Consider the following 26,484-nt stretch of genomic DNA (forward strand, 5'->3'; position numbering starts at 1 on the left):
CCGGAAGAATGCCTGCACATAGCGAACCTTGTTCGCTTGGGCATTCTTAATTCTTCTCACCCTTTTATTTTACATGGGTGTGCGAAAACAGATGCTGCTGGCAGTATTCATAATTGCCGTTACACTTAGAGCAGAACCGGAACTCCAGATTGGGGTCATCATCCTCTGTCTGTCCGCAGATAGCGCATTTATGCTTCGTCACCCTGGAGTTGCGCCGGATGTCCTGCCGAAACTCCGCCCTGCGCTTCATCTGCTTTGGCGTCATATGGATATGGCTCCTGGAAGTAAGGAAGAAAATGACAAAATTCAGCAGGGAGGACGCAATGACAATCCTGGTCACCAGGCCTCCCGCGAAGAGGAAATCATACAGCAGCACCAGGCCGTCCAGAATGCCCAGCCACTTTACCTTCACCGGAATGAGGAACATCAGAAGCACCTGCACCTCCGGGAACGTGGCCGCAAACGCCAGGAAGATGGACATATTGACGTAATAGGTGGAAAACAGCAGCGACACAATCAGAGAAGTCTCTTTCAGGCCTGCGCTGCCAGTCAGGAAGAACTGAATCCCCAGCCATACAAAGCTGCCCAGAATCGTAAACAGCATACCTGACAGCAGATAGACATTGTACCGGTAGACTCCCCACGTATGCTCCAGGCTGGTGCCGATATTGTAGTAAAACAGCAGCATGATAATCGTGAACGGATTCAGCGAAGACGGCGGCATGATGATCCATGTGAAAAGCCGCCAGATCTGTCCGTGCAGGATGGCGTAAGGATCCAGCGTCAGATACAAAAGAAAATCAGCGTTGATCAGCTGGATGACATACCCCAATACATAGCATAAAATCAGTATCATGGAAAGATTGCTGATGGCATACTTTCCGAATTTCTTTTCAAAATTGCTCATTTTCTCCACTCCTTTTGCCCAATAACCTGTCTATATTCTATCATTCCCGCTCCCATAAGTAAACCAGACTTTTCCTATTTAATATAAAAATCAGTTTTTTAATAAACTTTTAACAGGTTCATATATTTGCATTTTGCCCCGCCGTGTACTATAATGTCTTAGAATGTCATGATGTGTCGGCATTCTTTTTTCCAGTGATTGATACTGGGTTCAATTGAGGAAGGATGATTTTACATGGAATTCACTACAAAAAGTGCAGTCTCTGACGATGTACTGACCCGCGATGCCGATGTATTTCTCGGCAATGCCAATGCTATTCTTGGCAATGCCAATGCCCTTCTTGGCAATGCCAATGCCCTACTTGGCAATGCCAATGCCCTTCTTGGCATTGATATAGGCTCCACCACCGTCAAGATTGCGATTCTGGACGAAGAGCATCATATTCTGTTTTCCGACTATGAGCGCCACTTTGCCAATATCCGGGAAACTCTCTCCAGGCTTTTGGAAAAAGCATATCAGCAGTTCGGCAATCTGACGCTGCATCCCATGATCACGGGATCCGGCGGCCTGACTCTGGCAAATTGCCTGGGCGTCCCCTTTACACAGGAAGTCATAGCGGTAGCCTCCGCCCTGCAGGAGCTGGCCCCGGAGACGGACGTGGCCATCGAGCTGGGCGGCGAGGACGCGAAGATCATTTATTTCGAGGGCGGCAATGTGGAGCAGCGCATGAACGGCATCTGTGCGGGAGGCACAGGCTCTTTCATCGACCAGATGGCTTCCCTGATACAGACGGACGCCTCCGGTCTGAACGAATACGCAAAGGAATACAAATCCCTCTACGCCATCGCCGCCCGCTGCGGCGTCTTCGCGAAGACGGACATCCAGCCCCTGATCAACGAGGGCGCCACCAAGGAGGATCTGGCGGCATCCATTTTCCAGGCCGTGGTGAACCAGACCATTTCCGGCCTGGCATGCGGCAAGCCCATCCGGGGCCATGTGGCATTCCTGGGCGGCCCGCTGCATTTTTTGTCGGAACTGAAAGCAGCTTTTATCCGTACGCTGAAATTAGACGACAAACATGTCATCGACACGGACAATTCCCATCTGTTCGCCGCCATCGGTTCCGCCCTGAACGCAAAAAAGGATAATTCCTGCTCCATGGAGGAGATGCTGCGGAGGCTTTCCTCCGAAATCAAAATGGAGTTCGAGGTAGAACGCATGGAGCCGCTGTTCGCCGACAGAAAGTCCTATGACGCTTTCCGGGAGCGCCACGCCAACGCCCATGTGGGCACGGCGCGGTTATCCGACTACAGCGGCAACGCGTTCTTAGGGATAGACGCCGGCTCCACCACTACGAAAATCGCCCTGGTGGGCGAGGACGGCTCCCTGCTCTATTCTTTTTACGCGGGCAATGACGGCAGTCCCCTGAAGACCGCCATCCGCTCCTTAAAGGAAATCTACGAGCAGCTGCCGGAAAACGTGCACATTGTCCGCTCCTGCTCCACAGGCTACGGAGAGGCTCTGATGAAAGCCGCGTTCCTCCTAGACGACGGCGAGGTGGAGACCGTGGCCCACTACTATGCCGCCGCTTTCTTCAACCCCGACGTGGACTGCATCCTCGACATCGGCGGCCAGGACATGAAATGCATCAAGATCAAGGACGGAGCCGTGGACAGCGTGCTGCTCAATGAGGCCTGTTCCTCGGGCTGCGGCTCCTTTATCGAGACCTTTGCCAAGTCCCTGAACTACAGCGTGGAGGATTTCGCGGCGGCGGCTGTTTTCGCAGAGCATCCGATTGATCTGGGTACCCGCTGCACGGTGTTCATGAACTCCAGGGTGAAGCAGGCCCAGAAAGAGGGCGCGGGCGTCCCCGATATCTCCGCGGGCCTTGCCTATTCTGTCATCAAGAACGCCCTGTTCAAGGTCATCAAAGTGTCCGATGCCTCGGAACTTGGCAGGAACATCGTAGTCCAGGGCGGCACTTTCTACAATGACGCCGTGCTGCGAAGCTTTGAGAAAATCGCGGATTGCGAGGCCATCCGGCCCGATATCGCAGGCATCATGGGCGCTTTCGGCGCGGCCCTGATTGCCAGGGAGCATTACGAGGAAAAGTATGAAACGGAAATGCTTTCCTACGAAAAGCTCTGCGCCTTGAAATATGAGACCAGCATGGCAAGGTGCAGAGGCTGCACCAACAGCTGCCGTCTTACCATCAATAAATTTTCGGGAGGCCGTCAATACATCTCCGGCAACCGCTGCGAGCGCGGCATCGGCGGGCAGAAGAATTCCCACGATGTGCCCAATCTCTTCGATTACAAGTTAAAGCGCCTGTTCTCCTACGAGTCCCTGGCGCCGGACGAGGCCAAAAGAGGCACGGTGGGTCTCCCCAGAGTGCTGAACATGTATGAGAATTACCCTTTCTGGCACACCTTTTTCACCAGACTGGGATACCGGGTAGTCCTCTCCCCCAGTTCCAACAGGCAGATTTATGAGCTGGGCATCGAATCCATCCCCAGCGAGTCGGAATGCTATCCCGCCAAGCTGGCCCACGGGCATGTGGAATGGCTGATTCAGCAGAAAGTGGATTTCGTGTTCTATCCCGCCCTGTTCTACGAGCGGGACGAGGTGGAGGGGGCCAACAACCACTACAACTGCCCCATCGTCACCTCCTACTCGGAAAACATCAAGAACAATGTGGAGGCCATCAGCACCGGTCAGGCAAAACTGCGCAATCCTTTCATGTCATTCCGCGACCTGGGCACTGTCACGGAAGCCTTGTTGAAAGAATTCAGAGAGCTGCCCTCCGATGAGGTGACCGCGGCTGCGTCCGCCGGATGGGAGGAAATGGACCACACCCGCATGGATATGCGCAAAAAAGGCGAGGAGACCATAGCCTGGCTGAAAGAGACCGGAAAGCGCGGCATCGTCCTGGCCGGACGTCCTTACCATATCGACCCGGAAATCAACCACGGTCTGCCGGAACTGATCACCTCTTTCGATGTGGCAGTGCTGACGGAGGACTCCGTCTCCCACTTAGGCTGCCCGGAAAGGCCTCTCATCGTATCCGATCAGTGGATGTACCACTCCAGACTCTACGCTGCCGCCAGCTACGTAAAGACCGTGGACAATCTGGACCTGATTCAGCTGAATTCCTTCGGCTGCGGCCTGGACGCCGTCACCACGGATCAGGTGAACGATATCCTGTCCGGCTCAGGCAAAATCTACACCTGCCTGAAAATCGACGAGGTGAACAATCTGGGCGCCGCCAGGATCCGCGTCCGCTCTCTGCTCTCCGCCATCCAGGTGCGGGAAAAGACCCACAAGGAGCGCACGCTGCATTCCTCCGCTATCGAAAAGGTCTCCTTCACGGAGGAGATGCGGCAGAACTATACCATCCTCTGCCCCCAGATGTCCCCGATCCACTTCGAGATCATGCAGGCGGCTTTCAACGCCTGCGGCTACAATTTCGTAGTGCTGGACAACGACAACAGGCACTCTGTGGACGTGGGTCTGAAATATGTCAACAACGATGCCTGCTATCCCTCCCTCCTTGTGGTGGGACAGATCATGGAGGCTCTGCTGTCCGGGAAATACGACCTGCAGAAAACCGCCCTCATCATGACCCAGACCGGCGGCGGCTGCCGCGCCACCAATTACGTGGGCTTCATCCGCCGGGCGTTGCAGAAAGCCGGCATGGAGCAGATTCCCGTAATCTCGCTGAATCTGGCCGGAATCGAGAGCAATCCCGGTTTCCACCTGAATGCGGATATGCTGATACGGGCCGCTGTGTCCGCTCAGTTCGGCGACATCTTCATGCGCTGCGTATACCGGATGCGCCCCTATGAAGCCACCCCCGGCGCAGTGGATGCCGTGCACAGGAAATGGGTAAAAAGGGCACAGGATTTCGTTTCCGCCAAGCATGTGAATCTGCTGAAATTCGGCAAGATGTGCCGGGAGATTATCCGGGACTTCGATGCGATTCCTCTTCTGGACATCCAAAAACCCCGGGTGGGCATCGTGGGCGAGATTCTGGTGAAATTCTCTCCCGCGGGCAACAATCACCTGGTGGAGCTGCTGGAGAGCGAGGGGGCAGAGGCCGTGGTGCCCGATCTGATGGATTTCATGCTGTACTGCTTCTATAACCAGATCTACAAGGCGGAGAATCTGGGCACCAGCAAAAAGGCAGCCCGCATATCCTCCATGGGCATCTGGGCCATCGAGCATGTACTGCGAAAGAGCATGATAAAGGAATTCCGGAAATCGAAGCACTTTACACCGCCTACACCTATTCGGGATATCGTCTCCTTTGCGGAACCGATTGTCTCCATCGGCAACCAGACAGGAGAGGGATGGTTTCTCACGGGAGAAATGGTGGAGCTGATCCACGAGGGCGTGCCCAACATCGTGTGCACCCAGCCCTTTGGCTGCCTGCCCAACCATGTGGTGGGCAAGGGCGTCATCAAGGCCCTGCGGAAAAGCTACCCCCAATCCAATATCGTAGCCATCGACTACGATCCCGGCGCCAGCGAGGTGAACCAGCTCAACCGAATCAAACTGATGCTCTCCACGGCCCAGAAGAACCTGACGGGAAAAGGCCGTCAGTGAGCCTGAAGAATCAATATGGAAAGGAACGGAAACTATGCCAGGAATCGTTATAGAAAAATCCAAAAACATCTGCAGCTTTGAGCAGCCTGTGACCACATTGTATCTGATTTCCCAGGGACGGGTAGAGGTACAGTGCCCGGGAGGCTCCTATCAAATCGGCATCGGGGATGTGGCGGGCATCTGTGAGATATGCTCCGAGATACACTTTCTGACCTACACCGCGCTGGAGGACACCACCCTCATGCCCTATCCCCTGACCAGCATGGAGGCTTTGGAGGATCTGCTGCAGAAGCGCCCCGGCATCGCGAAGCTGTTCATCCTCTCCCTCCTGCGGCAGTTTGGCGCCATGATAGAGCAGGCGTCCGTGTCGGAAGTGGGCAGCGCGTCGCTTTACCGGAGGCTGCGGACGGACTGCGATCTGTATGCCGGTTTGTGCGAAAAGCATAAAGTCCCCTCCCGCATTCCCCCGGAAGCGGAGGAGATCCCGCACTGTCTGGAGGACTCCTGCGATGAATGGCTGAGCAAATATTATGCTTCGCTGCAGCGTGTCTATACGGGCGCGGATTCCGACATCCTGCTTCAGGAGGCGGGGTTGTCCCTGGGGGTGCTGAGAAAGGGCTCCCTTGACCTGAACAAGACCTACCGGGTGCTGGAAGCCCAGGCCCAGTACCGTTCCCAGATCATATGCTGCTATTACAGCCAGTCAGGGAACGATATGTTCGACGCCATGACCAAGCTCTACTACCGCCTCTGCCAGGAAGGGACAGACTGCGGCGAACTATACAATCACATTTCCCGGATGCTTCGCCTGCCCGAAGAATACGATATCCCGCCGGAAGCCCAGGCCACTGTCCGGACCCAGGCTTTCCGCAGAAAAGAGGAGGCCCTGGCCCATCCTGAGGCGGCCCAGGGCGCCGGAGAGGGCTCCGACGCGGATATCCTGCAGCTGCTGGAGGGGTCTTTGGAGACCATTCTGGATTTCGCCGGGCTGGACGGCGATAAAGAGGCATCTTTCCGGGAGCATGTAGCCCATTACCGGGCCACCAGGGACAAAAACTCCACGGACGATGAGTGCAGCCGCCTGCGAAGGGTGCTGACAGAGGAATTCTATCTGCTGTACACGGAGGTCTTCGAGCGCTCCCTCTCCGTCCCCAGCCTGCCGGTTCCGGTGCGCATGTTCCTCTATTTCGGCTACGTGGACGAGGCGCTGGCAGGAGAAGACAACAGCGTCGTCCTTTATCGCCTGGCCAGCTATATGAGTGAGCCGGGGCAGATGAACGTCTATACTTTCTACGACTGGCTGATGGCAATCTATGATGGGGAGAAAAATCCCAGCCGAAGCGAGCTTGACGAGGATTACGACGACTTCGTCTATCTCCAGAAGAAAAGGAACAATCTCTCCGCAGCGGAGGTCTCGGCCCTGGAAAACGACCGTCTGGCAAAGGTGCGCTACGAGCTGGAGAATCTTTTCCCAGTGGCCAACAAAGTGACTTTCGGCCGTGTGACCACTTACTGTCCCGTGTTCACCGCCGAGAACATGCTCAAGGACTTGAGGGACTCTTTCGTCACTCCGGAGAAGGTCGGCGGCGCCCTGGCCATGCTCAAAGCAGTGGATTTCTCGGCCTTTTATCGGGAGACCATCGATTACGAGATGTCCCAGGCCATGAACCGGGAGCCCATCCACGTGGAATACCTGCCGGACATCATCCTGATGCCCAACGCCGGAATCAGGGGCTCTCTGTGGCAGGAAATCGAGGGCCGGAAGCGCAACAGCCCCAGCCGCATGATCCTGCCCGCGTTCTACATGGAGAACCTGGACACCGCAATGGTTCGCATGACCGGCGAATTCCGCTGGGAAATGTGCAAGCGCATCCAGAGCGGGCGCTGGAACGATGTGTCGGAGCCATCCCTCACCAGCGAATATTTTGACTATATGCAGTTCTACAAGAAGAATACCGAACTGAGCAAGGACGCCAAAGAAAAGCTGCAGAACAGCCTGGTAAGAGCCAAGAACAGCTTCCGGGAAATGTTCGTAAGGGACTATGTCACCTGGATCATGTATGAGAGCAACGGTTCGGCCAGGCTGAACAAGGTGGCCCGGAGAATCCTCTTCATGTACTGCCCTCTTCCCGCTTCCATGGACGCGGCGCTGGAGCAGAACCCCATGTTCTCCGAGCTGCTGGGCCGCCAGCGGATTCTGTCCGGGCAGCGGGTGCAGAAGCTGGGCATTCTGAGGCAGAAGCTGCGTAACAGCAACACACCTGTCCCGGACTGCCTGGAGCAGGAAATCGCCTTTGCTTCCAGAAAGCCGGAAATCAGCTAGCAGGGTCTCCGGGGCCCGGGAATATTACAGAAAACGGAATGCCGAAATCCGCGCCGCCCATCAGGGCGGAGCGGATGCCAAGGGCCTGGCAGGCACTTCCGCTTTCTGCAGGCCTATAGCCGCAAAATGCCGCGCGCCAGTCACTTCCTATTATCACGAATCCGCCAGCTGCTTTCCCAGCGTCTTGCGCACATGAAAATACGCCGGAATCAGAAATAAGTCCGCGAACAGCCATGCCAGGGGATTCCCCAGCGCCACGCCGGTGAACCCGAGCAGAGGCACCAAAGCGAAGCCCACAAGTCCTCTCGCCACCATCTCGAATACTCCCGCCAAAATGGCAAAGGTAGGAAATCCCATTCCCTGTATCAGGAAACGGATGATGTTCACCAGTCCCAGCAGGGTGTAACAGGCAGTATTGAAAATCATGAGCATCCGCGCGTTGTCTATGATGGCGCTCTCCGAAGCGTCCAGGAACAGGGATGCCAGCGGCCTGCCCAGAAAGATACTGACAAGCAGTGCGATTACGGCATATCCCACTCCCAGCATAATGCAGGATTTCAGCCCCTCGCCGATGCGGTCCAGCTTCTTCGCCCCTACATTCTGCCCGCCGTAGGTGGCCATGGTGGAGCCCATGGCGTCAAAGGGGCAGGCCAGGAATCCGTTGATGCGCCCGGAGGCCGTGACAGCCGCCACAGCGCTGGAACCCAGAGTATTGGTAGCGCTCTGCAAGATCACGCTGCCGATGGCAGTGACAGAGTATTGCAGACCCATGGGTACGCCCATGCCGCACAGCACGCGCATCCTGTGTCCGTCCGGCGTCCACTCTTCCCTCCGGATCCGCAGGATTTCAAATTTTTTCATCATGAACAGCAGGCAGCAGACCCCGGACACCCCCTGGGAAATCACGGTGGCCAGCGCCGCTCCCTGTACGCCCATGTGCAGGGTCACGATAAAGAAAAGGTCAAGGCCCACATTCAGAAAAGAGGACATCACCAGGAAAATCACCGGCGTCCTGCTGTCTCCCAAAGCGCGGATGACGCTGGAGGTCATGTTGTAGAGAAAAGTCACCGGAATCCCCAGAAAGATGACCCATATGTAGGAACAGGATCTGTCGATGATGTCTTCCGGCGTCCGCATCCACACCAGAATCTGCCTTGCCAGGGATGTGGTCAGCACAGTCAGCGCCGCGGCGAAGCCGATGGACAGCCAGATGCAGTTCGCCACATACTTCCGCAGATCCTCATAATCCCGGGCCCCGAATTTATGGGCCACCGGGATGGAAAAACCGCTGCATACTCCCATGCAGAAGCCGATAATCAAAAAATTCACGGAGCCAGTGGCGCCCACTGCCGCCAGATTGTCCGTGCCCAGGAAACGGCCCACAATCACCGTATCCACCAGGCTGTAGAACTGCTGGAACATAAATCCGAACAGGAGGGGAATCGAAAACCCCAGAATCAGCTTCATGGGAGACCCCATTGTCATATCCTTTGTCATAGTCATATCCTCTTTTCCCATAAGCTCCGGCACAGCCGCCCCGAAACTCATCATATCTGAAAAAGTATAGACTTTCTCCTGAAAAAGTGCAATGTACTTTTTTGCCCGAATCTATTCATAAATCTATGTACTATTTTGCACACGAAAGCGCCGCTCCCGTACCGGAACAGCATAAAAGCGCATTCGGAAAACTCTCCTCCTGCGCTCTTTAAATACATTTTTGCCGCATTATCTTATTCTCTGCCCTGTGGCTTTTCTGATTCCGCTCAGGAAGCCGCTTTCTCCCGGTCCCCCAGATACTGCTGCAGCACCTGTGCCACTTCTTCCGGTCCCAGCCCGGATTCGGAGATAATGTCGCTTACTACCTCCAGTTCCTTGCGCCTCTTCTCCTGGTACAGTTCCTCAAGTTCGCGTTTCTCCGATGCCACCCGGGTCTCCAGAGCCTCTATCAGCTCCTGCTTTGCGCTTATCTTTTCCTCAATCGTCTTGCGCTGTCCTCTTGCCATAAACTTTCTCCTTTCATCGGACTGTTCCCAATCCTTTTCTACCAGTATATGGACAAGATTTGGAAAATATTCCCCAAAAAATATTTTTTTGCATCCCGAACCCCAAACGCGCACCTTTCATTATGACAGTAAGGAAATAAAGTCCTCCAAGAGGACGACAGAACCCTCATTATGACAGCAATGTAATGAAGTCCTCCAAGAGGACGACAGAACCCTCATTATGACAGCAATGTAATAAAGTCCTCCAAGAGGACGACAGAACCCTCATTATGACAGCAATGTAATGAAGTCCTCTTTGGTCATCCCGCCAAGCTGCCCCGCATCCCCCGAAATGACCTGATCCGACAGCGCCCTCTTGCTCTCCTGCAGCTCCTGAATCTTCTCCTCAATGGTTCCCTTTGCAATCAGCCGGTACACCACCACCATTTTCGTCTGGCCAATGCGGTGGGTGCGGTCTGTGGCCTGGTTCTGCACTGCCAGGTTCCACCAGGGATCGTAGTGGATGACTACATCCGCCCCTGTCAGGTTCAGCCCCACGCCGCCTGCTTTCAGGGAAATCAGGAATACTTTCGTATCGTCTTTATTAAAGTCCTTGACCAGCTGCAGCCTCTTCTCCTTGGGAGTGGCCCCGGTGATGGTATAGAAACTGATTCTCTCCTCTTCCAGCCGCCCGGCAATCAGCTCCAGCATGGAAGTGAACTGGGAGAACAGCAGCATCTTGTGGCCGCCCTCCACAGCGCTTTTCACCAGCTCCACACAGGCCTCCAGCTTGGCGGACTCCCCGTGATAATTTTCAAAACACAGCGCCGGATCGCAGCAGATCTGCCGCAGCTTCATCAGCTCCGCCAGAATCTGTATCTTGTTCCTCTGGAATTCCCGGGCATCCTGCATGACAATCCGCTGTCTCATATTGACTACCTGCGCATCGTAAAGTTTCTGCTGCTCGGGCTCAAACTTCACATAACGGTTCTCCTCCAGCTTCTCCGGCAGGTCTTTCAGCACATTCTCTTTCATCCTGCGCAGGATGAAAGGCGCCGTCATCCTCTGAAGCCGCTCCAGCGCCCCCTGATCCTCACTGCGCACGATGGGAGCCTCGAACTCGTTCCGGAACACATCATATCCATACAGATATCCCGGAATCAGGAAATCGAAAATGCTCCAGAGCTCGCTGAGGCGGTTTTCGATGGGCGTGCCTGTCAGGGCATAGCGCGTCCTGCTCTTCACCGCTTTCACGGCTTTGGCTGCCGCCGTGGTATGGTTCTTGATATACTGGGCCTCATCGATGATCTGATAGCTGAATTCCTTGTCCTCATAATGCTCTATATCACGCTTCAGCAGATCATAGGAGGTCACTAGTACATCGTATTCTTTATAATGGGAAAGTTTCTCCCGCCGCTCCTCCTGCCCGCCGGTGATGAAGCCGCAGGAAAGCTCCGGCGTATACCCCCGTATCTCCTCGCCCCAGTTGTACACCAAAGAAGCCGGCGCCACCACCAGAGCCGTGCCCTTCTTTCCCTCCAGCTTGGCCGCCAGCAGGACAGAGAGCATCTGCAGCGTCTTGCCAAGGCCCATATCGTCCGCAAGGATTCCCCCCAGCCCATAGGCCTCCAGGGTCCGAAGCCATCTGTAGCCATTCCTCTGATAGCCCCGCATGATTTCTTTCAGCGAGGGCGGCTCCTCGAAATCCGCATCGTTCACTGTCTTGAAATTCTTCACCATCTCCCGGAAATAACTGTCCCTGCTGCTGTAAATCTCTTCATTTTTCTCCAGCAGCTTGTCCAGATACAGCGCCCGGTACAGGGGGAGCTTCACATTGCCTTTCAGCAGTTCTTTCGGGCTCATCCGCAGGGATTCCATCATCTCTGCCAGTGTCTGCAGGGCCCCTTCCTCGTCCAGGCTCAGGAAATCCCCGTTTTTCAGCCGATAGTATTTCTTTTTCTGGCGATAGCTCTTCAGGATGTCCAAAAGCTCTTCCGGCGGCACGTCCTGGGTGGCGATATTCAGATTCAGCAGATTCCTGGAAACCGATATGCCCACGCTCATCCGCACCCTTCGCCCGATATTCAGATTGCTGAACCGCCTGGTGCACTGTACCTCCCCCAGCGCAAGCAAAGCGTCCACGCCCTTGTCCAGCACCTGGAACATCAGGCCCTCATCCCGGCCGCAGTTCAGCTCCTGCTTTTCATTGTCCCAGTCGGGAAACCACTGTCTGGCCAGGAACAGGGCCTCCTGCTCCCTGGTTCCCTCTCTGAAAGGCTCCAAAGGCCGCTCCCTTTCACCGTAATCTGTTACACGGAATTCCGTATCCCCGTATCTGGCTCCCACCCGGCAGCTCATATCATGGTTCTCCGCGTCCAGGTAGAATACGAACTCTGCCTGAGGCGGCAGGAAACCCGCTATCTCCTCGGCATTCTCCTCCATGATGTCCACGGCTCCCTCCAGCTGGGGCAGCACGGAGTAATAGAACTGGGGCAGCTTATTGCGGCCCACTTGAAAGGTCAGCGTCCCCTCCTGGCAGAACTGAGCCATGATCTGAACCTTTTTCAGGAAATCCTGCTCCAGTCTGTACAGTCCTGCCTCGCAGATATAGTAGGCCGTCCCCACCCCGTAGAAAAGCTGCGGCATACGGCAGTCCACTGTAATCCCGTGGAATTCCCTGTGCATCCCGAAATCGTTCTTCCGGATAGTCATGGATATCTTCGGATTCTGCTCCTTTGCGTACAGAGTCGCTTTCCATTTCGTATCGCTGTCTTTGTCCTCATATTCCAGGGAGTCCTGACCTAACAGCCTGTACAGCTCATCCAGCCGCCAGCCGGAAAGGGCCAGCTCCCCGTCCTTGGAGGCGGCTCGCTTGGAATAGCTGTTGGCCTCTATCATCCTTTTCTCGAAAGCCACTTCCTCTTTTACGATTCTGCCTATGAAATCAATCCACCGTCTGCATTCTGTGGCAAAATTGTTAATATTGTGGTTGATGCTGGTGCTGGTGCCGTACATATCGGTCTTGGACTCCTGCACATTGTGGTAGAACCCGAACAGGTCCTTTATCACGAACAGCTTCTTCTCCCCTATCCTGAAGGAGACGTTCAGCCCTCCGTTCTTCAGGGTCACCCTGGGGACCAGGGTCAGGCTCTCCGCCTTTCCTATGGCATCCGACACCACGATGTTGGCGCGCCGCTCATAAAAAGCCTGTATCAGCCGCATCCCCTGCCAGTCCGTGGCATCCCCCAGATTCTTGTCCTGGAGATAGTCCTCCACCAGCATCAGGAGGGCTCCCAGATAGGGACAATACTCCCTTCTGTAATATCTGCTGTAATAATGCCGCCTGCACTCCGCGCACTGGCATTCCGCGTACAGAGCGCTGTCCCGGTTGAACAGGATATGGATGGGAAAAGTCGTCTTTCCCTCCCTGCCCTCTCCGGCGGCCTCGCCCACCGTCTCGGTCCTGCCCTCAGCATATCCGCTGTGGACCTCCTGGAGGCTTATCTTTTTCTCCCGGCAGAGGGTTTCCGCTTTCTGGGTGACGGCCTTGGTCAGCCGCATATTTTTGCGTATGGCCCTGCAGTCGAAATACTGATACCGCCCAAGTTCCGCGTAATCCGCCAGTCTGCGCCTTTCCGTCTCCGGGGAGTCCTCTTCCTCCTGGCGGTTCAGGACGATATATTCTTTTTCCGCTTCTCCTGCTGCCTCCTCAGCAGCCTCTGCGTCTTTTACTGTATCCTCTCTTCCTGTGGTATCCTTTTCCAGCCGTCTTTTATGCGTCCCCATAATTTTATGTGTTCCTTTCCCCGTTTACCGCGCTTTTCCGCATATGAAATTCTTTCCGGAAAAGCAATACTTACATTATATCTTCTTACCAGCATACCTGCAATGGATAAATGTCTGAATTTAGATGCTTTTAGCGGATTTTCTCTATCTGAGAAAAAAGGTTTTATTTTAAAACGACTTATGCTATACTTGGATAAGTTTTTCAGAGCGGTGCAGGCAGGCTGTATCGCGGCTTACATTTTACATGAGGGAGGCATTGGCCTTTGGAACAGAAAGAAAAACGTATTGTGGTAAAAGTGGGGACTTCCACCCTGACCCATGAATCCGGCGCACCGAATCTGCGGCGGATGGGACATCTGGCCCGGATTCTGTCAGATCTGCACGGGATGGGGCACGAGGTGATTCTGGTATTTTCCGGCGCCATCGCAGTGGGCACATCCAGGCTGGGGCTGCGGGAACGCCCCGGGGAGCTGCGGATGAAGCAGGCCGCCGCCGCGGTGGGCCAGTGCCAGATGATGCATATCTTCGACCAGTTCTTTGGCGAATACAGCCAGTCTGCCGCACAGATCCTGCTCACCGGCGACGATGTGGAGGACACCTGCAGACGGGAGCATTTAAAGGGAACTTTCTCCGCATTGCTGGAAATGGGCGTCATACCGGTGGTAAATGAGAACGATTCTGTTTCTTCCGCCGAGATTGAGACCGGGCGTCACAAGGTACTGGGCGACAACGACACCCTCTCCGCCATTGTGGCAAAGCTGTGCCGGGCAGATCTTCTGGTGCTGCTCAGCGATATCGACGGGCTGTATGACGCCGACCCGAAGACCAATCCGGAGGCGAAGCTTCTCCACCATGTAGCCTCCCTGACACCGGAAATCCTGGAAATGGCCGGAGGCGCGGGCACCTGGCGGGGCACAGGCGGCATGGCCACCAAGCTCTCTGCAGCCCGCATCGCCATGGAGGCGGGCTGCGACATGGTAATCGCCAACGGAGCGGACATGGACAGCCTCTATCCAATCGTGGAGGGGCAGACCGTCGGCACACGGTTTCTGGCAGCAAATCCAAATCAGGAGGAAACGATATGACGATATTGCAGCAGCAGGGACAGGCGGCCAAATCTGCCTCCCGCACTCTCGCCACAGCGGGAACAGCCGAAAAGAATGCCGCACTGGAAGCAATCGCAGCTGTCCTTGCGGACAGGCAGCAGGAATGGCTCCGGGCAAACGCCGAAGATGTATCCGCCGCCAAAGAGGCCGGGATGCGCCCCGCCATGCTGGACCGGCTGACTTTGACCAGGGAGCGTATTGAGGGAATCGCAGAAGGAATCCGGCAGATCATCTCACTTCCAGATCCCATCGGGCGGGTGGACAAGATGGAGACCCGGCCCAATGGGCTCATCATCGGCAGACGGCGGGTTCCCCTGGGGGTCATCGCCATCATCTATGAGGCCCGGCCCAATGTCACTGTGGACGCCGCGGCACTGTGTCTGAAATCCGGCAATGTCTGTATCCTGCGGGGCGGCAGGGAGGCTATCCATTCCAATCGCTGTGCGGTATCCCTCATGCGGGAGGCGCTTGTGTCGGCAGGGCTGCCCGGGGACTGCATCAGCCTGGTCCAGGATCCCGGCCGTGAGAGCGCAAATGAGCTGATGCATCTGGACGGATACGTGGATGTGCTCATTCCCAGGGGCGGGGCGGGACTGATTCGGACTGTGGCCAAAGAAGCCAGCGTCCCTGTCATCCGCACCGGCGAGGGCATCTGCCATATCTATGTGGACAGCGAGGCCGACCTGGATATGGCTGCCAGTATCCTCCACAATGCAAAATGCTCCCGCCCTTCCGTGTGCAATGCGGCGGAGTGCGTGCTGGTACAGGAGGACATCTCGGAAGCTTTCTGGGCAAAGGCGCTGCCCCTGCTGGAGAAGCATAAAGTCGAGCTGCGCGCGGACGGGAAAGCCCTGAAAATACTGGGCGAGAAAGCTGTGCCTGCATCGGAGGCGGATTGGGATACAGAATATGACGACTACATCCTGGCAATACGGACGGTCCGGGACTGCGAGGAGGCCATCGCTTTCATCAATGCCCACGGCACAGGCCATTCGGAGTGCATCGTCACCGACAGCTATTCCAAAGCCCAGCGGTTCCTGAACGCAGTGGACGCGGCCGCCGTATATGTCAACGCCTCCACCCGCTTCACGGACGGCGGTGAGTTCGGTCTGGGCGCGGAAATCGGCATCTCCACCCAGAAGATGCACGCCAGAGGCCCCATGGGGCTGGAGGAACTGACCAGTTGCAAGTATGTGGTCTATGGAGAAGGCCAGGTACGAGAATAACGAGGAAAATGTTGCCGGCGGCGTGGTTTTTACGTAAAATATGTATCGGGAGATAAATGCTATATGGATAACAAAGAGATGGTTTTTGGTTTTATCGGCACAGGAAATATGGGCGGAGCGTTAGCACAGGCGGCCAGGCACAGGATAAAAGGTTCACAGATTCTCCTGGCCAACCGCTCCCCGGAAAAGGCCCTGTCGCTGGCGCGGGAACTGGAGGCAAAAACAGCGGACAATCAGGAAATCGCCAGAGAAGCCGATTACATCGTCCTGGGAGTCAAACCCCAGCTGATGGAGGAAGTCCTGGCGGAAATCTCGCCAATGCTGGAGCGGAGGGAGGATTCCTTCGTGCTGGTGAGCATGGCCACGGGGCTCACCGTCGCCCGGATACAGGAGCTGGTCGGCAGGGACTATCCTGTCATCCGCATCATGCCCAATACTCCTGTATCCATCGGCGAGGGGATGGTCCAGTACGCATGCAGCGAGGCTGTCACGGAAAGTACTCTGCAGATATTCCTGGATGCCTTTGCCTGGGCCGGACGGTTCGCCTCCATTCCGGAATTCAGGATGGACGCGGGATCTGCCGTCTCCGCCTGCGGGCCCGCCTTTGCGGATATCTTCCTGGAGGCCATGGCGGACGGCGGGGTGGCCTGCGGCCTGTCCAGAGAACAGGCCATGGAGCTGGCGGCACAGATGCTGGCAGGCACGGCCAAGCTGGCTCTGGAATCCGGCCAGCATCCCGGCTCCCTGAAAGACGCTGTCTGCTCTCCCGGCGGCACCACCATCCAAGGGGTGCGAAAGCTGGAGGAGTCCGGTTTCCGCGGGGCGGTGATCAATGCCGTCATCGCCTCCTATGAGAGGACGCTGGAACTGAAGCAGTGAACGGATTGCCGGCAGTCGGTTTGGGATTTTTCCGGCTGCGTGTTGCAAGGGAAAAATCGTATAAATCGGCGGCAAAACGGCCAATCCTGATTGCTCCCGGACGGAGAGGGAAATCAAGGCAGACCCACGGCGGGCGGAACGGGCGGCACAGGCGAAGGCCCGATAGCCGCCCCTTTCCGCCGGAGGTTCACCCTCTGGCGATTTTCGCCGGATACCATTTCTGGAACCACATTGTGAAGACCCCCATCAGGGCCGGGAGGACGGAATTGATGGCCCCGATCCACGCTCCTGCCTCTGTCCCCATGACGGCGTAAGTCCACAGGGGCGTCAGCAGATACAGGATGCCCCACAGCAGCGTCAGAATCCGGTTTGTCTTCAGGAACATCGGATTGCGGAGCGCATCCTCCCCATTATACTGGTTCATGGAATAATACGCGGTGAGCGGAATCCTGCGAGTGCAGCTGGCCGTCCACATGATGCCGAAGCTGAGATAGGCCAGAGGCACCGCCAGTCTTTCCGGGGCGCCCAAAAGCGAGAGGACAGCGAACCCCGCCACCAGCGCCGCCGACAAAAGGTCATAAAAAGTCTTCCGGCTGCGGTAAGACAGCAAAGGCATCACCATGCACACCGCCAGGCTGGCCAGGCTGCCCCAGCGGCTGTCAATGGGCACTGCCGCCCAGAAGACAATCCAGGGAATCAGCAGAATATTCATGTTCGTCCCTTTGCGCGGCATGCAGACGCCCACGGCTCCCTGAGTTCCTGTTCCCGGCGGCATTCCGGCCTCCCCATTCTTTCCCCGCCTTTCCATCCCCTGCGGCGCGCCGGACGCCTCTTGCGCATCCTCCCCCGCTCCGATGCCTCCGAAATATTTTTCCCAGTTCAGCATCAGGCTAAAATCACCTTTCACCCGGTACAGATGCTTCATGAGCGCCTCGTCCCCCCGGATTTCTCCTCGTGAGATGGACTGCCACACGGTGAAAGGAGTCTCAATCCTCGTGGTGGCGGCCCCGAATCCGTCGGTGACGACCCTGCTCCCCTCTTTGCCCAGAATCACCTGATAGCATTCGTCCAGATCCGTATAGCACATTTCCAGCACGATATCTTTTCCGGGATAGTTTTCCCTCCGATAGAGGGCTGCCATCTGACGGGTGAAGACAAGGGCATCCGATTCCCGCCCTCCGGTCTCCTTATCTATGCCCCAGCTGGCGTCCGCCATGCTTTCAAATACCTCCCTGGGGTATAACAGTTCGCCCAGCTTTTCCTTTGTCTCAGGCCGGATGCCTCCCCGGACATACTCTCTCCCCGCCTGCCGCACATGTTCCAGATATCCCTCTGTCCTCCGGGACAGCTCCGGCACCCGGAACAGTTCCCCCTGACCGCAGAAAATCGCCGTATATGCCTCCCTGCCGCAGAGGTGGCCGAACAGGCTGTGCACCCCGTCGTAATTCCCCTCCGCGCTGTAGAATCCGCAGGTGGAGATAAGGACGCTCCTTTTGCCGCTCATATCATAGCGGGAGGGATGGCTGCCGCTGCCCGTCTCCGCTTCATTTTCCACCATGAAGGGAAGCATCATGGGCAGCTGGCGGTCTATCAGGTTCTTCAGTCCCCCCGGCACCGAATAATAATAGAGGGGAAAACTCCATACCGTCACGTCCGCCCACAGGAGCTTTTGTATCACTTCCCGCATATCGTCCTGGATGCAGCAATTCCCGGGGGTTTTGTCCCAGCAGGAAAAGCATCCCAGGCAGGGGCGTATCTCCAGCCGGCTGACCTGGATTTCTTGGATTTCCGTCTCCTCCGCCCAGACCTCCCCGCTGCACGCCCCTTCCGCTTGCGGTTCCCTGTCTCGGGTCTCTCCGTCCCGCGAATAGAAGGCATTGTCGTCTTCATATTTCTCGGCCAGCCCTTCTCTCATTCCCTCCAGAAAGCGCTTCGTCAGTTTCCAGGTATTGCTCCGGTCCCCCTTGGGACTTCCGTTGATTGCCAGAATCTTCATTTTGATTCATCCCTCCTTTCCGCCTGCCCGCAGCCTGTCGATGCAGCTCTGGGCCCACTCTGTATGCATCTTCATATTCCGCAGGCCATATTCAACAGTCATCTGCCAGTACAGGGCTTTCTCCCTGTCCTCCAGGTAACTGCTGTAGTTCGCTATATGCTCCGGCACGGCAGCAAGGCTTTGGACGAACATTTCACAGCAGGACTTCAGGGCTTCAAAATAGCGGATGTTTTCCTCTCTGCCGCGCTCCCCCATAAAGAATACTTTCATCAGCACCGGTACCCGGGGCGCTATGTCCGGCCCCTCCTCGGAAAGCCACCGCAGCAGCTCCTCCCGGCCCTCCTCCGTAACCGAATAGACATTTTTGTCCGGCCTGCCCTGCTGGGGCACACAGCATTTTGACACCCAGCCCTTCTGCTCCAGTGTCTGCAGTTCACGGTAAATCTGGCTGGTCTGGGCATTCCAGAAATAGTACAGGGAATCCCTGAAAGCCGTATTGATTTCATATCCCGTCATGTCCTGATAGTTCAAAAGGCCTAAAATTCCGTGCTTCAGCATCTATATCTCCTCCTTCTGCCGCCCGCCTGCTTTCGTAGGCCTGGCTCCATGATTGTTTTTCTATTATATTCCACTTGTGGAATATATGCAAGTCAAAAAAGGGCCGGCACTCAAATATAGCGGCTCCTTCTTGTCAATCCGTGTTTCTTGACAAAATACCATAGGAAACGTACAATGAAAAAGAAAGAGAAAGCAATCGCCTCATCAAAAGGAGTACGCGGGATGGATACAGGGAAAAAAATCGATGCTCAGGCCCAAAAAGGATATGTCATTGTAGAGTCAGGCCCGGACCGGCCTTTCCGGATTCTGTACGCGGATCAGGCCGCATGCGACATGCTCGGCACATCTATGGCCAGACTGCATGCCGCCAGGGCTCCGAAGCCGGCCCCGAACCATCTGGACAGCGCATCTGTGGCGCTGGATACAGACCATCAGCTATGGATTCTGAATACCACCGACAGCCGTCTGAAGAGCGAAGCCGAGCTTATCCGGATGAACCAGAAGCTGGAGGAAGCCCTGAGCGCGGCGGAAGCGGCAAACCGGGCAAAAAGCGCTTTCCTGTCCAATATGTCCCACGACATCCGCACCCCCATGAACGCCATCTCCGGCATGACCTCCATCGCCCTGTCCCATATCGACGAAAAGGCCAGAGTGCTGGACTGTCTCCACAAGATACAGACAGCGTCCTCCCATCTGATGAGCCTGGTGAACGATGTACTGGATATCTCCCGGATAGACAGCGGCAGGCTGAGCCTCAACGAAGAACAGTTCTCTCTGGCAGACCTGGTTCATGATGTAACCGTCATGGTGCGCCCCCATGCCGCCCAGAAAGAACATAATCTGAAAATAGAAATAGGGCAGATTTACGATGAGAACCTGATCGGTGATTCCCTGCGCCTGCGGCAGATTTTTGTAAATATCATCAGTAATTCGATAAAATATACACCAAATAACGGTGAAATCACCGTCTCCATCTCCCAGCGCCCAAGCCATGACAGAACTTCGGAAAAAGAGGAGACCCTGTGGCTGGACTTCACCTGTCAGGACAATGGCATCGGCATGAGCGAAGAGTTCCTGAGCCGTATCTTCCTGCCCTTTGAGCGGGCCCATAATTCCACCATCAGCAAAATCGAGGGCACCGGACTTGGAATGTCCATCGTGAAAAACCTCACTGAACGCATGGGAGGACGGGTACAGGTGGAGAGCAAAGAAGGCAGCGGCAGCCTTTTCCGGATAGAGCTTCCCCTGACCGTCATGCCGCGGATCCGGAAAGCCTGCGACAGGCTGGCCGGATTGACCGTGCTCATAGCTGACTGCATGGACAGCAGGGCAGAAAAAATGATGTCCTGCCTCAGGGAGGAGAACATCATTCCCGTGCATGTCAGAAACGCTCTGGATGCCGTGGCCTGGCTGACCCAGGCCAGGAGCGAGAACCATATGCCCTGCGCCCTGCTTCTGGGGCAGGATCTGGAAGACATGCCCGTGCTGGATCTGGCTGCCCATGTCAGGCAGTCCGCAGGCCGGGATTTCCCTATCCTGCTGATATCGGAAGCCGACTGGGTACAGCTGGAGTACCGCGCCACCCGGGCGGGCGTCAGCGCCTTCGTTCCCTGTCCTCTGTTCAAAAGCAGGCTTTTGGACACCCTGGCAAATCTCACGGATCATGACAGGAACTGTGAAACTACCGCTGCGACGGCCAAAGCGGATTACAGCGCCTGCCATGTGCTGTTGGTGGAAGACAATGAGCTGAACCAGGAAATCGCGCTGGAAATGCTCTCCGGCAACGGCGTGCAGGCGGAGGTTGCAGGCAACGGCGCAATGGCCCTGGAGAAATTCACGGCTTCCCCGGAGGGCTATTATGACCTGATTTTCATGGACATTCAGATGCCTGTCATGAACGGATATGAATCTGCCATGCATATCCGCGCCCTCCCCAGGACCGATGCCGGGAAAGTCTGGATCGTGGCAATGACCGCCAACGCATTCGTAGAGGATATCCGCGCCGCCAGGGAAGCCGGCATGAACGAACATCTGGCAAAGCCCGTGAACCTGGAACAGCTGCAGGAGATTCTTCACAGACGGCTGGGGAAAGCGTAAAAAGGGGGAACTATGCAGGCATATCAGGAAGAATATATCGCAAATTTAAAAGAAATCGCCGGACTTGCCCTGCAGGGCAGACAGAATGCGCGCAGCTTCGACGCCTATCTGGAATGCCAGCTACAGTGCAAAGAACAGGAGGAGAAAACAGCGGCCCGGAACATGAAGCTTCTGCGGGACAATCTGTTCCCCCTGCTGGACTGCCTGTTTGAAGCGGACAGCCGGCAGCTCCAGAATCTGGAAGAATTCGCCGGTGCATTGTTCGATGGACGAAACGAGCTGGATGTGGGGCTCTTCTGTCAGATCCGCCGCGCCCTGCTGAGCATGGCACGGATGCAGAAGGACCGGAACGGCATCATCCGTCAGCTCTATTGGCTGGGAATGGGTTATAATTGTTACTGTACCAAACTGATAGGCTTAGATCTCCCCGTCGCGGACAGCTATACCTCCCAGATGCGGCTGTGCTTTATGGAGGCCGCCGCTTACCTGAAGTATTTTGATGAAATCCATGACAGCGAGACAAAAGGATACATCCTCCGTTCCCGCGCCAATGTATCGCTGGGGCAGTTCAAATCACCCAGCGAGAAAATCCATCTGGTCAAATACAGCCTGCAGATTCTGCAGGACAAATGGTATCAGGAGAAAGCGCCCGAGCTTCCCTGGGACCGTTACATCTATATGACCCATATGCAGATGGCCGCCAGCCTCTCCCGCAGCAAGGAAAAGGCCATGACTCCTCAGGATGTGGCCGATGTGATGGAATCGGTCTATGTAGTCCACGACCGGCAATGCGCGGAGGCAAAGGCCCGCGGCGACCAGCCTTCCGCGAAGATTTCTTTTTCCTATGACTCCATCAATTATTATTGCGGCCTGGATTCGCTTGACGGGCTCCTGCGCAAGACCGAAATTCTCATAGACGCGGCGGACGGCACCGACTATTCTGCGGGCGGCATATACGCCATGATTTCCCTCCCCGCGTTCTACTGCAACTTCCTGCAGGAAAATCCGGAAAAGATTCCGGAGCGGACAGAATATCTCGACAGCCTGTACAGACGGGCCTCAAATTACGTGGAGCGGTTTCCCCAGGCTTCCGGGAATGAATCTCTTTTCTTCGCCCTCAGGCAGCTGATGATTGCTTTCGTGGAGACAAAGAACAGCATTTCCTATGGCGATTTCCTGCGGAGGCTCCTGATACGCTTCATGCCGGAAACTTATGTCCATTCCTGCACAGTGGGAAAGGCGGCCGCCGCTTTCTGCTCCATTCTCTTAACGGAGGAACCCGGGTTTTTCGACGATATTGTTTTCATCCGCGAAATTACGGATTTCCGTGAAAAAGAAGACGCCGTGACAGACTATGCCCTGAAAGGCGGCCTGTACCACGACATCGGGAAAATCAGCTTCACGAATCTGTATCCGGGCGCCGCAAGGCAATGGTTTGAAGACGAGTACGCAATGGCCCGGCTCCACACACAGCTGGGGGGAGAGCGGCTGGCGAAACAGCAGTCCACGGAACGCTTTGCCCCGGTAGCGCTGGGACACCATTCCTGGTATGACGGCTCGGAAGGCTATCCGGAATCCTATATCCGGCTGGAGTGCCCTTACAGGCAGATGGTAGACGTAATCGGCCTGATGGATTGGCTTGACAACGTCACCTATTCGACTCATCTGCGCACCGGAGTGCAGAGGACCTTTCAGGAAGCTGTCCGGGAGGCCACCCGATTGGGAGGGAAGCGCTTCTCCCCGCTCCTGACAGAGCGGCTGACGGACAGCTCCTCCCGGGAACAGCTGGCGGAAATCTTCAGGAACAGCCGCCGGGAAGTATACCGGCAGCTGTACGAGGCGGAGCAAAAAGCGGTCTGAGGACGCCGTCCCCGGGACCGGCCGTCAAGCCACTGCCGCCGTGGTCATGATGCAGTACGCCAAAATACACCAGGGCTTTCCAAGCAGAATGATTGTAACGAATTTTCGCGTACTCATCTTTGTAATTCCGGTAAAGTAGCAGAAGTAATCGTCCGGGAACAGCGGCAGCACCATCCCCAGGAACAGCACCGCTGTATAGAACCGACTGCCGGCAGCCCATGCGGCCCATTTCTCATACTTCTCCCCGGGGAACATCCGGCTGACCAGGCCGCTTCCATACTTCCTGGCAAGCAGGAACGCGATGATGGAGCCTGCGGAAATGCCGATGTAATTGCACCAGAAGCCGCCCCAGCAGCCGAACATCATGGACCCCGCCACGCAGCCGAGAAGTCCGGGCAGCACCGGCAGCACCACCTGTGCCGCCTGCACGGCAATCAGGAAAAGCGGCGCGGCCAGACCGAAGCCCGCCACATACTTCTGGAACGTCTCCACCGAGTCGAAGCTGCCGTCCAGCCAGGCTTTCCCCAGTATCGCCACAAAGGCCGTGCATAACGCCGCCAGCCCTATCGTCATCAGCTTCTTGTTCTTTTCTAACTGTCTGTCCGCTGTCTGCTCTCTGTATACTGTCTCCATACATCCTCCCTGTTATCCACTGTTCATTTCCGGCCTGTCTCCCTTCCATCAAGAGACCGCCTCTTCCTCTGTTCTCCGCTTAGTATAGCTTCCGTTTCTTAATTACATGCCCTTATAAATCTAAACAAATGCGAAAGAAATCCGAAAAATTTGTTTTTCCAAATATTTTTGATTTAGTACTTGCTAAATTAAATCGCCATGTTATAATATGGATTGTCGGCGCGTCCTTTGCGCCGCATTCGATTATGGAATTGGAGGGAGCAAAATGTGGACGAAAAAATCCTGAAAGCCCTGGGAGAGCCCAGACGGTTCCGGCTCCTGCAGCTGATGTCTGACCGGGGCTACTGCGTAGGAGCATTAGCCCTGCGCAGCGGCCTGTCGGAATCGGCGGTCTCCCAGCATCTGAAAGTCCTGCGGGAGGCAGGCCTGGTGCTGGGCGTCAAGCGGGGCTATTACACCCACTACCGCCTGGACAAAGAGGCGCTGGGCACAGTCATCGCCGAACTGGAGCAGCTGCGCGGCACCCAGTGGAAGCCCTGCGACGGGCCTTTCTACGGCTGCCCGGAATCGGAATATCTCAAATGCAAGTCCTATGTACCGCCGGAGAAAAGAGGAAAGGAAGACTAGATTCATGCTGAAACGTTTTATCTGCTACTACAAACCCCACAAGAAAATGCTGGCCCTGGATATGCTGGCATCCCTGCTGATTTCGGTCATCGGTATGGTGTACCCTGTCGTGACCAACAAAATGCTCAATATCTATATCCCGGAGAAAATGTATTCCACGATTGTCATCGCCGGCGTGATTGTGCTGGCGCTGTACATAGTGCGCATGGCATTGCGGTACTTCGTGCAGTACTACGGCCATATGATCGGCGTAAAGATGCAGTCCCAGATGCGCCAGGACCTTTTCGCCCATCTGGAGAAGCAGCCCTTTCAGTTCTATGACAATCACGAGACCGGCCGCATCATGACCCGCATCACCAGCGACCTGTTCGAGGTGTGCGAGCTGGCCCACCACGGCCCCGAGAACCTGCTGATCAGCACAGTGATGATCGTGCTGTCCTTTGTCTACCTGATTATGATAGACCCCGTCCTGACGCTGATTATTTTCACCTGCGTGCCGATTCTGGTAGTGGTCACGCTGTACTTCCGCCGGGCCATGAGCCGGGCTTTCGATGACCGCCGCAAGAGCAACGCCACCATCAATGCCGCCGTGGAGAGCAGCGTCACCGGCATCCGCGTGACCAAAGCCTATACCAACAGCAAGCGGGAAGTGGAGAAGTTCCGGGAAGGCGACAAAGAGTTCGTGGACGCTTCCCGCCGGGCCTACCGGGCCATGGCCATGTTCCACTCTTCCACTTCCTTTGTAACGGATGTTTTTAACGTATTCATCTTAATCGCAGGCGGCCTGTTCCTGTATTCCGGCAGGATTTCTTTCGGCGATTATTCCACTTTCATCGTCTCGGTGAACCTGTTCATCAACCCGGTGAATACCCTGATCGGCTTCATGGAACAGTTCCAGAACGGCGTCAGCGGCTTCAAGCGCTTTGTGGAAATCATGGATGCGGAGCCGGAGAAGGACGCACCGGATGCGGTAGAACTGAAAGATGTCCAGGGCGTCATTGAATTCAGGAATGTCACCTACGCCTATGACCCATCCAAGGAAGTCCTTCACGACATCAACCTGCGCCTGGAAAAGGGGCGCAAGCTTGCTCTGGTGGGGCCCTCCGGCGGCGGCAAGACTACTCTGTGCCATCTGCTGCCGAATTTCTACAAGCTTCAGGACGGCGACGGCTCCATCCTAATCGACGGGCACGATATCCGTCATCTGACCATGGAATCCGTCCGCAGGAACATCGGCATTGTCCAGCAGGAGGTGTTCCTCTTCGTAGGCACCATCCGGGAGAATATCCTCTACGGCCGTCCGAATGCCACCGAGGAGGAGGTATATGAAGCGGCAAAACGCGCAAATATTCACGATTATGTGATGACGCTGGAAAAAGGGTATGACACGGAAATCGGCGAGAGGGGCGTCAAGCTGTCCGGGGGCCAGAAGCAGCGCCTGAGCATCGCCCGGGTGTTCCTGAAAAATCCCGCGATACTGATTCTGGACGAGGCCACCAGCGCCCTGGACAACACCACTGAGGTGCTCATCCAGCAGGCGCTGGACGAATTGTGCAAAGGGCGCACTACCCTGGTAGTGGCGCACCGGCTTTCCACCATACGGAATGCGGACGAAATCGCAGTGGTCATGAACGGACGCGTCACGGAACGCGGCACCCACGAAGAGCTTATGGCCTCTGACGGCACCTATAAAAAGCTGTATTCCCTGCAGTTTCGGGACAACGATTTTTTTGAATATACTGCATAACGCCTGAATTTACCATACTGCATTGGTTAAACGTATATGGCTGGCGCTATGCAGTCAGGTTACTCGGAAATTTTAACTGTTAAGCAGTATGAATCATTCTGTTTAGGTATTTTTTGCCCGTCAGTACTGCTTATCCTATATCACACTTGATA

Annotated in this window: 16 protein-coding genes; 9 read left to right on the plus strand and 7 right to left on the minus strand. The window is 55.7% G+C overall.

Features of this window, described 5'->3' with window-relative positions:
- Window positions 1-64 precede the first annotated feature (64 nt).
- Window positions 65-916: a hypothetical protein gene (locus tag NFS35_RS21365; RefSeq protein ID WP_251209101.1), complete on the minus strand. Its 852-nt coding sequence runs from the start codon at window positions 914-916 to the stop codon at window positions 65-67.
- A 225-nt stretch (window positions 917-1,141) separates the two neighbouring features.
- On the opposite strand from NFS35_RS21365, the gene NFS35_RS21370 reads away from it, so the two are divergent.
- On the plus strand, window positions 1,142-5,512 hold the full coding sequence (locus tag NFS35_RS21370) for a 2-hydroxyacyl-CoA dehydratase (RefSeq protein WP_251209102.1): 4,371 nt from the start codon (window positions 1,142-1,144) through the stop codon (window positions 5,510-5,512).
- 34 nt (window positions 5,513-5,546) lie between these two features.
- Window positions 5,547-7,835, plus strand: coding sequence for a cyclic nucleotide-binding domain-containing protein (locus NFS35_RS21375; RefSeq protein WP_251209103.1), 2,289 nt, complete (start codon window positions 5,547-5,549; stop codon window positions 7,833-7,835).
- Between the two features lie 153 nt (window positions 7,836-7,988).
- Here the strand turns inward: NFS35_RS21375 and NFS35_RS21380 are convergent, their stop codons facing one another.
- The 3 genes from NFS35_RS21380 to NFS35_RS21390 form a co-directional block, all read right to left on the minus strand.
- The gene (locus tag NFS35_RS21380; RefSeq protein ID WP_251209104.1) at window positions 7,989-9,332 is read right to left on the minus strand and encodes an MATE family efflux transporter; all 1,344 of its coding nucleotides are present in this window, start codon (window positions 9,330-9,332) and stop codon (window positions 7,989-7,991) included.
- A 266-nt stretch (window positions 9,333-9,598) separates the two neighbouring features.
- Window positions 9,599-9,838, minus strand: a complete 240-nt coding sequence (locus tag NFS35_RS21385; protein WP_251209105.1) for a hypothetical protein — start codon at window positions 9,836-9,838, stop codon at window positions 9,599-9,601.
- Between the two features lie 267 nt (window positions 9,839-10,105).
- The gene (locus NFS35_RS21390) at window positions 10,106-13,603 is read right to left on the minus strand and encodes a DEAD/DEAH box helicase (RefSeq protein WP_251209106.1); all 3,498 of its coding nucleotides are present in this window, start codon (window positions 13,601-13,603) and stop codon (window positions 10,106-10,108) included.
- Between the two features lie 263 nt (window positions 13,604-13,866).
- Here NFS35_RS21390 and proB point away from each other — a divergent pair, with 263 nt between their 5' ends.
- The 3 genes from proB to proC all read left to right on the plus strand — a co-directional run bounded on the left by proB (window position 13,867) and on the right by proC (window position 16,814).
- The gene (gene proB / locus NFS35_RS21395) at window positions 13,867-14,688 is read left to right on the plus strand and encodes a glutamate 5-kinase (RefSeq protein WP_251209107.1); all 822 of its coding nucleotides are present in this window, start codon (window positions 13,867-13,869) and stop codon (window positions 14,686-14,688) included.
- Window positions 14,685-15,935, plus strand: a complete 1,251-nt coding sequence (locus NFS35_RS21400; protein WP_251209108.1) for a glutamate-5-semialdehyde dehydrogenase — start codon at window positions 14,685-14,687, stop codon at window positions 15,933-15,935. The genes proB and NFS35_RS21400 overlap by 4 nt, the downstream gene beginning before the upstream one ends.
- A 63-nt stretch (window positions 15,936-15,998) precedes the next feature.
- Window positions 15,999-16,814 (plus strand): pyrroline-5-carboxylate reductase, encoded by an 816-nt coding sequence (proC, locus tag NFS35_RS21405; RefSeq protein WP_251209109.1) that lies wholly within the window; start codon window positions 15,999-16,001, stop codon window positions 16,812-16,814.
- A 187-nt stretch (window positions 16,815-17,001) separates the two neighbouring features.
- Here the strand turns inward: proC and NFS35_RS21410 are convergent, their stop codons facing one another.
- On the minus strand, window positions 17,002-18,810 hold the full coding sequence (locus NFS35_RS21410) for an NAD(P)H-dependent oxidoreductase (protein ID WP_251209110.1): 1,809 nt from the start codon (window positions 18,808-18,810) through the stop codon (window positions 17,002-17,004).
- Window positions 18,811-18,816: 6 nt separating this feature from the next.
- Window positions 18,817-19,368, minus strand: a complete 552-nt coding sequence (locus NFS35_RS21415) for a PadR family transcriptional regulator (RefSeq protein ID WP_251209111.1) — start codon at window positions 19,366-19,368, stop codon at window positions 18,817-18,819.
- 174 nt (window positions 19,369-19,542) lie between these two features.
- Between NFS35_RS21415 and NFS35_RS21420 the strand changes: the two genes are divergently transcribed.
- Together NFS35_RS21420 and NFS35_RS21425 are read left to right on the plus strand one after the other, a co-directional pair.
- On the plus strand, window positions 19,543-21,465 hold the full coding sequence (locus NFS35_RS21420; protein ID WP_251209112.1) for a hybrid sensor histidine kinase/response regulator: 1,923 nt from the start codon (window positions 19,543-19,545) through the stop codon (window positions 21,463-21,465).
- A gap of 12 nt (window positions 21,466-21,477) precedes the next feature.
- Window positions 21,478-23,325, plus strand: a complete 1,848-nt coding sequence (locus tag NFS35_RS21425; RefSeq protein WP_251209113.1) for an HD domain-containing protein — start codon at window positions 21,478-21,480, stop codon at window positions 23,323-23,325.
- Window positions 23,326-23,349: 24 nt separating this feature from the next.
- Here the strand turns inward: NFS35_RS21425 and NFS35_RS21430 are convergent, their stop codons facing one another.
- Window positions 23,350-23,958 (minus strand): TVP38/TMEM64 family protein, encoded by a 609-nt coding sequence (locus tag NFS35_RS21430; RefSeq protein ID WP_251209114.1) that lies wholly within the window; start codon window positions 23,956-23,958, stop codon window positions 23,350-23,352.
- A gap of 267 nt (window positions 23,959-24,225) precedes the next feature.
- Between NFS35_RS21430 and NFS35_RS21435 the strand changes: the two genes are divergently transcribed.
- Together NFS35_RS21435 and NFS35_RS21440 are read left to right on the plus strand one after the other, a co-directional pair.
- Window positions 24,226-24,585: an ArsR/SmtB family transcription factor gene (locus NFS35_RS21435; RefSeq protein ID WP_251209115.1), complete on the plus strand. Its 360-nt coding sequence runs from the start codon at window positions 24,226-24,228 to the stop codon at window positions 24,583-24,585.
- 4 nt (window positions 24,586-24,589) lie between these two features.
- Complete coding sequence (locus NFS35_RS21440; RefSeq protein WP_251209116.1) at window positions 24,590-26,332, plus strand: ABC transporter ATP-binding protein; 1,743 nt, start codon at window positions 24,590-24,592, stop codon at window positions 26,330-26,332.
- Window positions 26,333-26,484: the final 152 nt, after the last annotated feature.

The organism is Acetatifactor aquisgranensis (assembly GCF_943193215.1).
GTDB classification, from domain to species: domain Bacteria; phylum Bacillota; class Clostridia; order Lachnospirales; family Lachnospiraceae; genus Acetatifactor; species Acetatifactor aquisgranensis.

Excerpts from the sequence above, each read along its gene's own strand:
- NFS35_RS21370 (WP_251209102.1), top strand. The coding sequence starts at position 1,142 with ATGGAATTCACTACAAAAAGTGCAGTCTCTGACGATGTACTGACCCGC.
- NFS35_RS21375 (WP_251209103.1), top strand. The coding sequence starts at position 5,547 with ATGCCAGGAATCGTTATAGAAAAATCCAAAAACATCTGCAGCTTTGAG.
- NFS35_RS21380 (WP_251209104.1), bottom strand. The coding sequence starts at position 9,332 with ATGACAAAGGATATGACAATGGGGTCTCCCATGAAGCTGATTCTGGGG.
- NFS35_RS21385 (WP_251209105.1), bottom strand. The coding sequence starts at position 9,838 with ATGGCAAGAGGACAGCGCAAGACGATTGAGGAAAAGATAAGCGCAAAG.
- NFS35_RS21390 (WP_251209106.1), bottom strand. The coding sequence starts at position 13,603 with ATGGGGACGCATAAAAGACGGCTGGAAAAGGATACCACAGGAAGAGAG.
- NFS35_RS21400 (WP_251209108.1), top strand. The coding sequence starts at position 14,685 with ATGACGATATTGCAGCAGCAGGGACAGGCGGCCAAATCTGCCTCCCGC.
- proC (WP_251209109.1), top strand. The coding sequence starts at position 15,999 with ATGGATAACAAAGAGATGGTTTTTGGTTTTATCGGCACAGGAAATATG.
- NFS35_RS21410 (WP_251209110.1), bottom strand. The coding sequence starts at position 18,810 with ATGAAGATTCTGGCAATCAACGGAAGTCCCAAGGGGGACCGGAGCAAT.
- NFS35_RS21415 (WP_251209111.1), bottom strand. The coding sequence starts at position 19,368 with ATGCTGAAGCACGGAATTTTAGGCCTTTTGAACTATCAGGACATGACG.
- NFS35_RS21420 (WP_251209112.1), top strand. The coding sequence starts at position 19,543 with ATGAAAAAGAAAGAGAAAGCAATCGCCTCATCAAAAGGAGTACGCGGG.
- NFS35_RS21425 (WP_251209113.1), top strand. The coding sequence starts at position 21,478 with ATGCAGGCATATCAGGAAGAATATATCGCAAATTTAAAAGAAATCGCC.
- NFS35_RS21430 (WP_251209114.1), bottom strand. The coding sequence starts at position 23,958 with ATGGAGACAGTATACAGAGAGCAGACAGCGGACAGACAGTTAGAAAAG.
- NFS35_RS21440 (WP_251209116.1), top strand. The coding sequence starts at position 24,590 with ATGCTGAAACGTTTTATCTGCTACTACAAACCCCACAAGAAAATGCTG.